The following is a 14,855-nucleotide window of genomic DNA, read 5'->3' on the forward strand; positions in this document are numbered from 1 at the left end:
TAGGCTACATTTTGTGAATGGTGACTTGGAAGAGCCGTGTGCGTAAATAGCGCAAGCACGGTTCTGTGAGGGGGGAGGAACACAATCTACCGCAAGGTAGAGAGGTTCCCTTCTACTCGACTAGTTATAAATCACGGGGTTGCTTTGCCAGTTCTTTCATATTGAACTAAAGGGGCAGGTTAGTTCAACAAGGAAAACAATAAAGTTGTGGCGAATACATAATAAAATAAACTAAAAAAAGGAAGGTTATATGAGAATACTTATATTAGGAGCAACTGGCTTTTTGGGCTCGAATTTATTCCAACTGGCTTCAGAGAACAAAAATCTAACAGTGTTTGGTACCTCACGTTTTCAACATGAAAACTCTAATATTATACAAGTAGATGTTACAAACAAACGATCAATAGGAAGTGTCATAAGAAAAATAAATCCAGAAGTAGTTATATGGTCACTTATGAGTTTTAAAGAAGAAACCAAATTAATCAATTTGGGGCTCGAAAATTTATTATCAGAAATAGAGAGTGCAACAAAACTTATATTTCTATCAACGGATGCAGTTTTTGTTGAAGGAATTGGTGGTTACAAAGAATCTGACCCAATTGGGACGTTGTCTAAAGAAGCAGGTTTAGCCGATTATGTGAATGGTAAACATACAGGAGAAAACTTAATTCTCAATAAACATCCAAATCACGTGATACTTCGAACTGGACCACTATATGGTAATAATGGAGAACAAGGTATTGAAAAACGAACCATACACATAATCGAGAAAATAAAAGAGAATCAGTCCATTGAGGCATGGACAAATGTGTATAGAACTTTTGTAAATGTTAATGATCTATCAAGTACGATTATTGAATTGACCAAAATAAAATTTAATGGAATTTTGCATGCTGGACCCATACATAAAGAAAGCTATTATACGTTTTATAAAAAGAGATTGGAAGAACTTGGATGGAATAATAGTCTTATCCGTCCAACTATAAGATCTAAAGAAGATGCCCCTTATCTATCACTTGATACGTCTCTAAATACACAAAAAGCTCATCAATTGCTTAAAACTAATTTTCGCACAGTTTGACTAATTGTTGTTTTTTCTGAGATTTAATGGACAAGGTGATTGTTATTCAACTAACAGGTGCGTTTCTACGATAAGCGGAGAATTTTACTAACGCAGCAGGCAGTTTAACATGAATTTGTGCAAGGATTAAATGGAGGAGGAAAATGTTGAAAATAGAAGACTTTCTCTGGAGATAATAGAAGTTGGGAAGGAATGTACTTAAACTACGTAGCCAATTAGGAAAGTAATTCACAAAGAAGGGTGTATAAAAAGTGGATTTATTACTTTGGATAACTATTGGTTTCATCATAATCGGATTTGTTGTTCTCGCTTCTATGAAAAAAAAAAAATATGGAAAGTAAGCTCACTTTTATACAAAGAAATATGGAAGCTAAGAAAAGTTCAACTAAATCCATAGTTTGTTGGATAGTAGGAAACGTAGCTTGGGGGATAGTGAGTATCATTCTTGTATGGTGGTTTTCTGCAAAATGAATTTAGAAAGTTTTTGGCAATGTCTTAAGGGGGAAGTAGTTCATTTTTGTGAAGAGTTGTTCTTAAAGAAACGCGTGCTTTAGTTAAAGATCATTGGTTAGGCAGCTCTCTTTTCCTAGTTCCCAATTAAAATCCTCTCTTTATAAGTTTATTAATATACGAACTTTACATTTTGTGAAATTAACTTTTATAAGTAAATTGCATTGGCCTAGTAAGTTTGATAATTCCTCTGTAAAGAGTAACCAATGGATTGTTTGAAATCTATAATATGAAGAACTTGTTAACAAAGTCCACTAGTTTTCATATATTAAAGAAAATGCTTTATAGAGGTGAAATTATAATGAGAATTACAAGAGGAAGATGGAGTTATTACCAAATTTTAGCTGAAAATAAAGAAATTAATCCATATGTTGTTCATACCGAACTGTTTAATGAACACTCCTTTTATCAGAATTTACATCAACACTTAGTTATTCGGCCATGTTTTGGTTTAGATGAAATTAGGGTTTTCTTAATAGAGGGGGATAAAAAGCAATATAAAGTTAAAAATGGGAGCTTTTCAACAACTTTTACTAATAAAACTGATGTTTTTCATTATTTAGATAACGCATGCAAAAAAGAAAAATATTACATTCTTCAGGATTTAAGTTTCTTGAACAACAGAAATGAAGAGACTGTTGAACTTTTTGTAACTATGCATCGTGATCAATTCTTTAACTGGAGTGTCACAGCAGTACTTGAAAAGAAAGATATGTTAGGACATAGAGAAATAGATATCATAAAACAAAAACTTTATAAATCGGCTATCCAAATTGTTTTATCTCTCGAAAAACATTATCTTAAATGTTCAACAATTGTATTAGATATTGGATTATTGAAAGAGAAATGGTACATTCAAGATATTATCCTACACTTTTCAAAAAGTAAATGGAGCCAATACCAAATATTGTCTTTGGTTGATGAGTTAGCTGCTTATCTTCCAAATACTCAATTAGCAACCTCTCACACATTACTTCAATTTATTCGAAAGTACAAGCAAGTAATGCTCAAACCATGTTTTGGTCAATGGGGAATCGGAATTGTACAAGTTTCCTGGGTGCAAGGAGACGTTTTTGAAGTTCATAACGAACAGAAAAAACGTACAATTGAAGGTAGAATGGACCTCATTGATTACCTCCAAACTTCTTACTTATCCCAAAAAAGTTATATCGTTCAGGAAAAGATACACTTAGCTACGATTGAAGATTGTATCTTTGACGCTCGTGTTATGGTGCAGAGAGAAAATAGCGAAAGCGATTGGGAAGTTACCGCCAAAGTAGCGAGGATTTCCACAAACAATTATATCGTTACCAATGTTGCGAAGTCTATAATCCTGTTAGAACAAGCTATACAAAAATCAATAATAAATAGAAGCAACCAAAAATTACTATCTAAAATAGATGAAATTTGTATGAGTGGAACCTCGTATTTAGGTAAATATTACCAATGTATCACCCGAATTGGTTTGGATATTGGCATTGCCAAAAATGGCGGTATTTGGATTTTTGAAGCAAACTTAGTTCCAGACGTTTCGCTTTTCAAAATGTTAGAAGACCAAAGTATTTACGAAAAAATAATAAAGAAAAAGAAAGAATAAGCAACAAAGAGAACGTTGATTTAAAAATCTGATATTTCACCTAAATTAACCTTCCTAAAGCTATACAACTAGAATTAAGTTTTGATCAATAAACTGGTTCTTCCATTTGCGATAAAAATTATACTTAGTCTTTCTAACATCTTTAAGTAATTGAATTTTCTGTATTCCATAATAATAGCTTTACTTACTTTTTCTTTACTAGAAGGGCAGTTATGGGTTGAGTAAGCATCACCAGAGGGAAAAAAATACGCTACCACTTCTCCATCTTTGTTACTTGAACGTCTTCTAATCCAGTTAATAACATGCGAAAATTCATGTGAACGTATCTCGTTCCCTCCAAGTCTAAAAAGTAGGATCTTTTTTCTATTTCTATAGAATCTTCATTCCGACGCTTATCTCGGATTTCCTTAATTATAATCTATAAATAGATTATTATCCTACACACTTCCATTTTTCGATACATATGTTAGTTTAGATCAATAAAAATGGAGGTGATATTTTGGGATTAAGACGAAGACTTCTTTATATAACAAATTTTGCTGATAACACGGTAGAAATCTATAATATTACCAATCCAATCGCTCCTGTCCGTGTTGGAGAGTTTGGTGCAGAAGATTTAAGTGATCCTATCGCATTGGCGATTACAGATACCACGTTATATGTAACAAATTTTGCTGATAACAATACGGTTGAAATTTATGATATTTCCAATCCAACTGCTCCAGTCCGTGTCGGAGAGTTTGGTGCAGGAGATTTAATGCTTCCTTCCGGATTAGCTATTACAGGTACCACGCTGTATGTAACAAGTCAAGACAATAACACGGTAGAAATTTATGATATTACCAATCCAATTGCTCCAGTACGTGTTGGAGAGTTTGGTGCAGGAGATTTATCTGTTCCTGCCGGATTGGCGATTACAGGTACCACGATGTATGTATCAAATTCAGGCGATAATACGGTAGAAATTTATAATATTACCAATCCAACCGCTCCAGTACGTGTAGACCAATTCAATGAAGGAAATTTAGATGATCCTTTCTCATTGGTAATAATAGGTAACACGTTGTATGTATCAAATCCAGGCAATGACACGGTAGAAATTTATGATATTACCAATTCAACCGCTCCAGTACGTGTAGGCGAGTTTAATGCAAATGATGTTTTTGGAATGGCTATTACAGGTACCACTATGTATGTAGCAATTACTCTTGCTAACATAGTACAAATTTATGATATTACCAATCCAACCGTTCCTGTCCCTGTAGGGCAGTTCAATTCCGGAAATTTAAATCGTCCTTCCGGAATGGCTGTATTTCTGACAATATGATAGATCGTTCTATGCAACAAAAGCACCACGATCGACAAGAGTCTCGTTATGATTCCTCCTATTAGAGTGCAATATAGAATTAGATGACTTTAGAGTTAACCAAAGGAGAGGGTTTTTCAATTAATCTTTAAATAAAACGATTGAATTAGTCCAATCTTATTCTAAGGAAGAAGATTTGTGAGAAAATCGATGAAGAGGAGTAAAACATCCGCCTGAAGGATTGTTTAATTTAGATGGAAAGGAAGAGGTTGAACTTCCTTTTTTTAAAGATATAGGCGATATAGTTTATGGAATTTACTATATCAACACCAATTTCATTTTCAAATATATAAAAACATTGAATAGATAGTAACAATTATTTGTTATATGACGATAATTATAGAGGGAAGTTTTTCGTCATCTACGTTTCTATAGGAGGAACAAGATTTTAAGAAAAACTTACTATTTAAACTAATGACGAAATGCAACTTTTTCACAAATTTTAATAAGGAAGTGGTTTTAAATTATGGCAGAAGGAACTTACACAATGAACGTAAATCTTGCTAAGAAAACTGTTGATATGACGGTGAGTGGAACTTTTTCTCCTGAAAAAGCTCAACAATTTATCAATGATTATCAAAATAAGTTATCATCAATAAATGCAAGCGAATTCGTCTTGGAATTTGATTGCAGTGATTTGGATGTAGTAACAAAAGAAATGATACCAGATCTTGAAAATTGTTTAGCACTTTATAAATCCTCTGGATTTAAGAAAGTAGAAGTAGGTATTGGGAAAAGTGCTATAATATCCATGCAATTAAAACGCTTGGCGAATAATGTAGGGCTAACTACGTTTGAGGTAATTCAAAAATATTAATTTTTACAAAAAGGTAAGGAGCTCATGGTCCTTCCTTTTTTATTTGATATTTACATAACAAAACTCGTAACTTAAATGTACTAAAATGATCAAGCTTAATAACAAGATATGTAATTGTATATAATACTAAAATTTCATTCGAGAGGTTTCTTACGACTATGACTAACATTAGAATTAAAGCAGTGGATGTTTACCATGCAAAAAAACAAGTAAACAATGATGTTTATCTTGAACACTTTAAAAAACAAGGAAAAGATATTACAAATTTCTTAGATATTATGGGAAGAAAAGAGCGTTATGTTATTGACAATCATGAAGAAAATACGATTACAATGGCGATTGAAGCAACAAATCGGGTGTTGAAAAAAGTGGGATTAGAAGGTAAGGATTTAGATATGATTGTTTTTTCTACTCAAGTACCTGAAATGACTGTTCCAAGCAACGCTGTGTTCATTCATAATGCCATTCAAGCAAAAAAAGGGACAGTTATTTTTGATATGAACGCAAATTGCGCTGGTATGACGATTGCAGTAGAACAGGCGTCACGATATATGAAATCCAATCCTGATGTTAATACCGCACTTGTGGTAGGTTCTGATTATCTTTCATTAGTGGCTGATCCAAAAGATGCAATGACTTATGCTAACTTTGGGGATGCTTCTTCTGCTATTATTTTAGAAAAGACTGAGAATGATACAGGATTTATCGATGCGATGTTTGAAGTAGACTCAAGTAACCGAAACAATATTTTATATCCACACAAGGGATTGTCTCAAACAAATAAAGCTGGTGAAAGTGCAGAATTCATGCTTTGGCAACCATTTGATGGAGCGATGGTACTCCCTGATGCGTATGATATGTTTAAAGCCATTTTAGAAAGAAATCAACTTAAAATTGATGATGTAGATGCGTTCTGCTTATCTCAATTTGCTAAAGTGAATATTGATAAAATACAAAAACATTTTGATATACCTGAAGAAAAATTTATTTATGTTGGAGACAAATATGGATATACTGGTACAAGCAGTCCTTTTATTGCCCTTCATGAAGGAATCGAATCAGGAAAGATTAAGCGTGGAGACTTAATATTATTTTGGACAATCGGTGGCGGTCACGAGTTCATTACTATGTTATTTAGATATTAAACAATGTAAATGTTCCTAAAGTAAAGGGCGTAGATTCAGGAGAATCTACGCCCTATGTGTTGATGTAGAACTTTAAAATACAAAAATCAGGAGGTAATTATATGGTAAAATATATAAATTATACGACAGAACCCCCTAATAACTTTGACCAATTGCTAAATCTATATGAATCTTTAGGATGGAATTCACTTAAATTAACAATTAATGATTTGGAACGAATGTGCAATCAAAGTTGGTACGCCATTTACGCATTTGATGAAAAACAATTAGTGGGTATGGGACGTGTTATTTCAGATGGTGTAATTACTGGAGTAGTTTGTGGATTATGTGTTCTACCAAGCTATCAGTCCGAAGGAATCGGCAATGAAATGGTGAATCGAATAATTCACCATTGTGAGCAAAATCGGGTAATTCCTCAACTAATGTGTGTGGAAAGTTTGGAACCATATTATGAAACCTTTGGGTTCAAGAGATTTACCATTGGCATGTCAAAAAATATAAATAGATAGATATAATTTGATTTGTTGTTTAACTAACGGTTGCTTTAGTTGAAGATCATGGGCTGTTTAGGCAGCTCTTTTTTCTTGTTCAACAAAAGGGGTAGGTTAGTTAAATAAGAAGATTTTTTTCGGAACACCAGAACTTCTAATCGGGAGGTAATTTTGTGGAAAGAAAATATAATTTGTGGTCTTTCCTTATATGTTTGTTATTAACAGCTCTTTCTTTACAGGCTTTATATGCTTCTTATACCCACTCGTGGTCCGTAGCACCACCTGCTTCGGTTTTATGGTTGCTCTGTCTTAATTGCATTTCCCCTTTCAGGAATTTTTCTATTAGGGATAGTAGTGAATACATTTGCAAGAGAACCCATTGCAACAACCCAATCACCCGATTCTAAAACGACAATCGACTTCTACACATTAAATGGTGGTGCAGCTACCTCTATTAGTGTAGTAGGAATAGTAGATGGTCCCCTGTGGTTCAAGAAGAATATCTACTATGATGACAATATGCACAATGCAGATGTGGCTTGGACAAATAACCATATTATTATAATCAACAATCACACTTTGAACTTGGATAAAGAGGAAACTTTTTCTGATTAAAAAATTCTTTTTACTAACTAGGTGCATTAGATGAAGAACAATAAGCAGTATAGACGGCACTTTATTCTTGTCGCTACATGGATGGCTAACGGGGCAGTTCAGTTTATTAAGTAAGCATAGATTTATGGGGGGCTAAGTTTATGACATTTGAGGAGTTAACAAAAGAAAAAGGCTATTTTCTTTCATTTGAAAGTATTTTGGAACCAAGAACAAAAGAAGTAAAACTGAGGGTAATAGTAAATAAAAGTGAGAATCCAACAGACTTACTCATTTTTCCTCACCCTGAAAGCAAAGTGACAACCTTACAGATTGACTTTCAGAATTATGTTACATATTCAGTTATCTATGATGACTTTACCATTTGGAATGATACCGAAGTATTTCAAGGTGAGTCATTCCGAATTTATAATAAATCTAATTATTTTGAATTTATACAGAATGAATCGGAGTTAAAGGGTTTTTTTTCAAATGAGAACTTACACACTACTCATTGGCTTGTTTGGAACATAAAGTAGATATAATTTCAAACTACGAACCAATAATTACAAAAATAGAATCAGAAAAAATTTAGCAGTTTAATAATAACTTCTTCAACTAACGGGGCGGGTTAGTTCAATAAAATAAATATTTACCAAATATATACAAGGAACATACATTCGTGTTAATATACCCTTATGGAAACTTAAATAGGGGGATTAATATGAAATTGAAAAATATAAACAATAAGGAGCGTATGAAGCATTATAATGTTTCAGGTTTGAGCGTTACATTAATTGAAAATGGCCAAATAAATAAGGGAGAGTTAGAGATGAAGATAGCATTAGCCGATATACCCCATACACCTCAAGTCGTGTCTTTCTTCAAAAACAATTTAGATCGTAATAACAGAGCGATTTATTCTGAAGAGTTTTTATGCCCTCTCGGAATTAAAGCAGCTATTAAAAGAAAACAAATGATAGTTGCGATAGTCGATGGTCAAGTAGTTGGAGCTTTTCGATTTTACAGAAAAAAAACATTCAATAGCATTTCGCTATATCAATTTGCTATAAATGAGGTTTATCGTGGTCAAGGGTTGTTAAAAAAGATGTTAAAAACTATAAATGACTTACCAATCCTTGTGTTATGTCCGATCGGATCAATATTCAATGAATACTTTTACAAGACAGGTTGGAACCTACAAGAACGAAATGCTGAATTTAAAGTTTGGGCTTTTAATGACTAAAACATTGGAAAAGAAAGTGTCAATATGAAATATTTACATCGGTAAATATTTATATCTTATCTTCTTCAACAATTGGCGTTTATCCAAGGAGGATTAACGCTTCTTTTTGATGAACTTAGTGAACTAAGGGGGCAGGTTAGCTAAAAAAGAAGACTAAAAAAGTCCAACAATTATGTTGAACTTATTATACTTGTTACAAATTTTCAAACTGGAGGTATTCTAAAATATTTCCGAAGGGGTCTCTGAAACTAATATATTTTCCTGGAGGACAATTAGTTGGTTCATCTATAATAAAATTCACTTCTTTCTCTTTTAAGTATTTAACTTTTTCATAAATATCTTCAGTTCGAAATCCTAATACAACTCCTGAAATATCTTGATTATAGGATGCATTATCGTTCTCCTCTAAAATAAGTGGTAACTCTCCGTGTACAAGTGACACAATATTAGGACCATACTGTTTGTTTATTTCAAAACCTAAAGTATTAGTATAAAAGTCAATTGCTTTGTTTAAATTTGGCACGTAAATGCTTATAACACAAACTTGATTGTTCATATTAAACCTCCTATTTTTGGTATTATTATGTATATTCTACATTTTTTAATAATTGTCCTTTTATAAAATAATATTCTCACTTGATTTTCTTATTAAACTAACGGGGCAGGTCTATAACATCATCCCAAAAAAGGAATCTATAAGGTGTTTGAAGAAATAATAATAAGATAAATCGATTTTTCGGAGGGATATTATGGTAACCAAGGAAGTGTTATCTCAAAGATTTACGACTTTTGCTGAAAATGAATGATTTATTTATACCCACAGTACGAAGGAAAAGGAATGGGAAAGGCTTAACTTGATAGTAAGATACTATAAATAACTATACACGTTAGTGTGATTTAAGATTTTTTTGTTTACAAATAGGCGTAACTAAGGAACCATTGAGGATTTTTAATTTATTTTATATTTTCTTCTTTTATAAGTTAATTTAATTTGTTTTAAGAGTGAGTCTTATAACTGTATTTAAGTTTTATGGCTTTATTTTTTTAATGCAAAAAGCCGAAAAATATGTAAGCAGTGAATAAAAACTTACATATTTTCGGCTGATTAATATTCTTCTTAATTAGGTAATTGTCTCATGTGTTTATCGTTAAAATTTCGACTAAGTCAAGCTTGGATGAAACTTTCCCGCAAGACGTTTCTCAATAAAGGAGTCGGTTCACCTACACTGTAAAGTTGCAAATAATGCATAGCTCTGGTGCAGGCGGTGTAGAATACTCTGCGAAGGCTCTCATCGCCGTATACTTGCTCTGATGCGTCATAAATGATGACAGCGTCGAATTCGATGCCTTTGGACAAATACGACGGTATGACAACAACTCCTTGTTCATATTTAATCGAGCCGTTCTTCACGAGCTTAATATCATCGATGTTCGACAAGGCTTCGTATGCACTCTTACTTTCCTCAGATGATTTACATATTATAGCAATACTGTTGTAACGAAGATTTCGTAAAGTAGCGACTTTGGATGCGATGCAGCGGTGCAGTTCTGTGTGATCGAGCAATTGTGTCAGCACCGGTCGATCGCCGTCGCGTTCGAAAGGGATAATCTGTTCGCCGTTAGGTACTAGTCTCCGTGTAAATTCGATAATCGGTTTTGTGGATCGGTAGCTGCGTATCATGTTGATCACTTCTGTTTCAACCTGTCCGTATAAGCTCATAAGTGTGTGAAAATCATTCATTTCACTTGCATGGGCAAATATCGCTTGATTAAAGTCGCCTAGCACAGTCATTCTTGCCGAAGAGAATAAACGCTTTAGAAACTCGAATTGAAACGGTGAATAATCCTGCGCCTCGTCAACGAGTATGTGCTTTATCGACCGGTTTGTCTGAAAGCCTTGAATCAGCTCTTTCATAAGTAAGAATGGAGTAGCATCTTCGTAAGATAGTTTGCCTTCATATAGCATTTCCAGAGTCGCTTGACAAATCTCCGCCCACTCCGCGGGTGTTTCCCCCTCTATCCACTGTTTGATCTGCAGGGGATCAGCAAAAAGCTGCATATATATCCCCTTAATGTCGATGAAACCAAATGTTCGGACTCGTTTACGTAACAGCTTCAATTTCTGTTGAACAATCAATCGGGCAAGTGCTTCAGGCTCGATCTCATAATCGGCAATCGATTCTCTTTTAAAGCCTCGTTTTTTCGCTAAGTAGGTATGTGCTTTATGGTAATCCTCGTTGCTGAGTAGCTCTATTTTCTCCTGTACCCACGGCATAGTCAGTTCAGCCTCTTGGGTTTCATTTATTTTCTTAATTAGCCAATCCTTTAACTTTTCAAGTCTATTATGGAAGCGGAGTGAAGTATCGTTACTATAAAACCTTTCTGCTATTTGCCCGGCGGTAACAATTGGCTTTCCTCTGAAGTTTATGTCCTTGAATAACATTCCAGATAACTCTAACGACTTCCTATATGATTCGATCGCTTCGAAAAAAAGGTGGGATGCTTTGAATCGAATGCTCGCAACCCTTGACTTGTAGGAAGGGGTATTCTTAGCAGTTAAAACATATTCCAATTGCTCGTAGGGATTTTCAACTTGGAACTCTTTACTTAGCCGATGGTTTAAATATTCCTGAAATGTGACCTGCTGCATATTCTCTTCACCAAGTTCTGGCAGCACATTGGACACATAACTGTTAAACATCGAATTAGGTGAAAATAGAATAATTTGATCTGCATTCATACTATCTCGATATTTGTAGAGCAAAAAAGCAATCCGCTGCAGGGCGGCCGAAGTCTTGCCACTGCCAGCTGCACCGTGTACAATGAGCAATCTCCCACGATCATGACGGATGATTCGATTTTGCTCCTGTTGAATGGTAGCTACTATATTGTGCATATGTTTGTCTGTGCCTTTGCCCAGCACCTGTTGTAAAATCTCGTCTCCGATGGTGAGACTCGTATCGAACATGGATTGGAGAACACCGCCACGGATAAGATATTGTCCCTTTTTCTCCAATATGCCTTTGATTTCACCCCCAGGTGTCGCATATTTGGCAGGTCCAGTCTGGTACTCATAGTAGACACTTGAGACAGGCGCCCTCCAGTCATAGATAAGAAATTCTTCGCCACTTTCATCCGTAAGTGTAGAGATTCCAATATAAATTTGTTCCTGAGTAGAATCTCCTTCTTCAATGAAATCGATTCGGCCGAAGTAGGGAACCTGCTGCATAAGTCGAAGTTTGGACAATTTCTTGGATACAAGTCTATCGGTGCTTTGGCTTACTGATAGAGCTTGAGCCTCTTGTCTCAAGCCGATGATGGTCTCAAGATAATCGTCGAAGGTATCAACATTCACCTTGACTTCATCCCAAAAGTGTTTGCGTATATTAATCAGTTCGTTCCGACTCCGAGAAGTTTCTTCCTCTAATCTGCTGATTCGCTCCGTTATTGTCTCTATTACACTGTCCACTCGTTTTTGCTCCTGCTGAAATTCTGAATCCATAGCAACCACTCCTTAAAAAGATTGGGTTTGACAAACGAAAAAGTATGTTGTATAATATATAATAGGGATATAATGCACGCTATTATTTTTGGCGTATATCTATATAAATTTACCACAGGTTCTCACTTTTTTCAATGTATTGGACATGATTTTCTATGCATGCCTATTCTTAATGCTACTTTGCCATAACATACACCAATTGAATGCAATAAACACACACCCGCTAGATAAGAGGGTGTTTTTTTGACCGCAATTTTACTACGAAATATATAAACCATAAATAATTTTTGGTTCTTTTTGTTAAAAAGTTTTATTTCTTATTCAACAAACGGGTACTTTAGTTGAAGCTCAAAGAGCTGTTTGTAACAGCTCTTTTTCTTATCAATAAGGGGTGTCCGAGAGCAGCCACCATCATCCACCACATCCACCTCACGATGAAAGTAGACGAGAGCAGTAGTTAACATTTGAATAAAGAACGTTTCTAGCATTTAGAGCGGTCTTTTATTTACAAGGTGTAACCTTCTAAAAGGTAGGATTTACAATATTTTATGATTATTAAACAATATCCCTTCTTCAACTAGCGGGGGCTTTACTTCAATAAGGAGTGAAGCCTTTTTCTTATTCAAGAAGAAGTCGTAATCGTTGGAATAAGATTAACGGGGCAGGTTAGTTGAAGTAGAATAGAGTATTATGGTGTGTTAAATGTTACAATTAATGAAAAATAATCCATTTTATCAAAGGGGAATTATACGGAGGAGTTTTGTAATGACAAAAGTTATTTTTTTAATGTTAATTGTTATTAATATAGCTGGTTGTATACCCGGACCATCTAATGCTACTAATTATAGCCAAGCACAGGGCAATGTTATTGTAGGAAATAAAGACTATTCAATGATGATAAATGATTTCGAATGGAAAGAAGCTAACTTTCAAGCTAGAAAAATAAATGAGTCTGGTATATATGATTTTGCCAATGAATTCGATACATTAGCTGTTGAAAAAGATGATAAATTAAAAATTGAAATTGAACAAAATCCGTCTTCAATAATTGTAGATCAATGGAATGAAGATGGTACAATTGTTGCTGTTGAACCTATAAGTAATGAAATAACTCTACCATCGGAAGAGGGATATTATATTTATGAAGTTATTGCAGAATGGGATGAAGGAAGAATCACATATATTTTTGATATTAATATAAAATAAAATATACTCATGAACTAAAGGAGCAGGTTAGTTGATTAAGTAACTAAAATTTAAGGGGAGAATAGTTTGTGAAGAAACATGTGTGGTATTTCATATTGGGGCTAATCGTAATAATTTTAAGCACACCTTTAGGATATTTATCAATTAATGTTGTGTATTCTAATAAAAATTTAACTGGAGAATATGTTCCTATATTAAATGGATTTATACATTCATTTATGTTAATAGGTACTTTAATATTTAGTGTTGGATTATTAAATATCTTGAGAGATAAATATTAGTTTGTGAAGAGTTGTACTTAAACTAACGGGGCAAGTTAGCGAAAGAAGGAATTTTTAAATATGTATGGAATATATCCCCTTAAGAGTTTGATATTTTTGTATTATTTACATTGTTATTAACAATACAGTATAAAATTCAGGGGGAGATTTATATGCCATTAAAAGCAGGGGATATAATTACGTTTGAACGGACTTTTACAGTAAGGGATGTTGAATTATTTACCGAGATTTCAGGCGATGAAGGGATTCATCATATAACCCCAGATGAACAGGGAAGACTTGTGATTCAAGGGTTATTGACGGCAACTCTGCCAACTAAAATAGCTGGAGATAATAATGTACTGGCTCGTAGTACGCATTTTGAGTTTTTAAGACCTGTGTTTACGGGAGATACAATAATTTGTGAAGTTAAAATTGAAAAATACGAGAGGCAAGAAAATAATAGAACAACTTTTATTGCATCCTTTTTTTGTAAAAATCAGAATGAAAAAGAGGTATTAAAAGGGGATGTTTCTGGTGTAATACTTTAAATTCCTTTTAGTTTATTTAACTAATGGTGTGCTTGTGCGGCCGAGCCTAGGTCGTATCATATAGCGGGTGGGATTCCCGTCGAGAAAGAACTAGCCATTCACTCGTAGCGAGTCTTGGAGGGCTAATGGTAACATTAGCCTTTAAGCGTAGACAGNGGCTACATTTTGTGAATGGTGACTTGGAAGAGCCGTGTGCGTAAATAGCGCAAGCACGGTTCTGTGAGGGGGGAGGAACACAATCTACCGCAAGGTAGAGAGGTTCCCTTCTACTCGACTAGTTAAACAAGACCATCATTTCGATGGTCTATTTTTTTATCCAAAACATCAAGTAGAACTCAGAAATCCATTGTGAAATGTTACACTTAAACTAACGCAGCAGGTGTGCGGCCGAGCCTAGGTCGTATCATATAGCGGGTGGGATTCCCGTCGAGAAAGAACTAGCCATTCACTCGTAGCGAGTCTTGGAGGGCTAATGGTAACATTAGCCTTTAA

13 protein-coding genes and 1 pseudogene are annotated in these 14,855 nt (G+C 34.4%); 12 read left to right on the forward strand and 2 right to left on the reverse strand.

Annotated features, from left to right (window positions below):
* Positions 1 to 250 precede the first annotated feature (250 nt).
* From FG384_RS18690 to FG384_RS18735, 10 genes and pseudogenes are all read left to right on the forward strand, one after another.
* Complete coding sequence (locus FG384_RS18690; RefSeq protein ID WP_240793491.1) at positions 251 to 1,081, forward strand: sugar nucleotide-binding protein; 831 nt, start codon at positions 251 to 253, stop codon at positions 1,079 to 1,081.
* Positions 1,082 to 1,332: 251 nt separating this feature from the next.
* A pseudogene (locus tag FG384_RS20250) lies at positions 1,333 to 1,552 on the forward strand (hypothetical protein).
* A 340-nt stretch (positions 1,553 to 1,892) separates the two neighbouring features.
* Positions 1,893 to 3,188, forward strand: coding sequence for a YheC/YheD family protein (locus FG384_RS18700; RefSeq protein WP_166462489.1), 1,296 nt, complete (start codon positions 1,893 to 1,895; stop codon positions 3,186 to 3,188).
* Between the two features lie 499 nt (positions 3,189 to 3,687).
* Positions 3,688 to 4,515, forward strand: a complete 828-nt coding sequence (locus tag FG384_RS18705; RefSeq protein WP_240793492.1) for an LVIVD repeat-containing protein — start codon at positions 3,688 to 3,690, stop codon at positions 4,513 to 4,515.
* A 505-nt stretch (positions 4,516 to 5,020) separates the two neighbouring features.
* Positions 5,021 to 5,371: a hypothetical protein gene (locus tag FG384_RS18710; RefSeq protein ID WP_142644205.1), complete on the forward strand. Its 351-nt coding sequence runs from the start codon at positions 5,021 to 5,023 to the stop codon at positions 5,369 to 5,371.
* Between the two features lie 158 nt (positions 5,372 to 5,529).
* Positions 5,530 to 6,516, forward strand: a complete 987-nt coding sequence (locus tag FG384_RS18715; protein WP_142644206.1) for a ketoacyl-ACP synthase III — start codon at positions 5,530 to 5,532, stop codon at positions 6,514 to 6,516.
* Positions 6,517 to 6,617: 101 nt separating this feature from the next.
* The gene (locus FG384_RS18720) at positions 6,618 to 7,025 is read left to right on the forward strand and encodes a GNAT family N-acetyltransferase (RefSeq protein ID WP_142644207.1); all 408 of its coding nucleotides are present in this window, start codon (positions 6,618 to 6,620) and stop codon (positions 7,023 to 7,025) included.
* A gap of 315 nt (positions 7,026 to 7,340) precedes the next feature.
* On the forward strand, positions 7,341 to 7,622 hold the full coding sequence (locus FG384_RS18725) for a DUF5412 family protein (protein WP_276612780.1): 282 nt from the start codon (positions 7,341 to 7,343) through the stop codon (positions 7,620 to 7,622).
* Between the two features lie 140 nt (positions 7,623 to 7,762).
* Positions 7,763 to 8,137: a hypothetical protein gene (locus tag FG384_RS18730; RefSeq protein ID WP_142644209.1), complete on the forward strand. Its 375-nt coding sequence runs from the start codon at positions 7,763 to 7,765 to the stop codon at positions 8,135 to 8,137.
* Between the two features lie 185 nt (positions 8,138 to 8,322).
* A complete protein-coding gene (locus tag FG384_RS18735; RefSeq protein WP_142644210.1) occupies positions 8,323 to 8,844 on the forward strand; it encodes a GNAT family N-acetyltransferase in 522 nt (173 codons plus the stop codon).
* 193 nt (positions 8,845 to 9,037) lie between these two features.
* On the opposite strand, the gene FG384_RS18740 is transcribed toward FG384_RS18735, so the two are convergent.
* Both FG384_RS18740 and helD read right to left on the reverse strand, forming a co-directional pair.
* Positions 9,038 to 9,400, reverse strand: a complete 363-nt coding sequence (locus FG384_RS18740) for a VOC family protein (RefSeq protein ID WP_142644211.1) — start codon at positions 9,398 to 9,400, stop codon at positions 9,038 to 9,040.
* Positions 9,401 to 10,009: 609 nt separating this feature from the next.
* The gene (gene helD, locus FG384_RS18745) at positions 10,010 to 12,346 is read right to left on the reverse strand and encodes an RNA polymerase recycling motor HelD (RefSeq protein WP_142644212.1); all 2,337 of its coding nucleotides are present in this window, start codon (positions 12,344 to 12,346) and stop codon (positions 10,010 to 10,012) included.
* 765 nt (positions 12,347 to 13,111) lie between these two features.
* On the opposite strand from helD, the gene FG384_RS18750 reads away from it, so the two are divergent.
* Together FG384_RS18750 and FG384_RS18760 are read left to right on the forward strand one after the other, a co-directional pair.
* Positions 13,112 to 13,552 carry a hypothetical protein gene (locus FG384_RS18750; RefSeq protein WP_142644213.1) on the forward strand — a complete coding sequence of 147 codons (441 nt, stop codon included), beginning with the start codon at positions 13,112 to 13,114 and terminating at the stop codon, positions 13,550 to 13,552.
* Between the two features lie 433 nt (positions 13,553 to 13,985).
* Entirely contained in the window at positions 13,986 to 14,363 is a 378-nt protein-coding gene (locus FG384_RS18760) for a hotdog family protein (protein ID WP_142644215.1), read from the forward strand.
* Positions 14,364 to 14,855 lie beyond the last annotated feature (492 nt).

The organism is Psychrobacillus vulpis (assembly GCF_006861825.1).
Lineage (GTDB): Bacteria > Bacillota > Bacilli > Bacillales_A > Planococcaceae > Psychrobacillus > Psychrobacillus vulpis.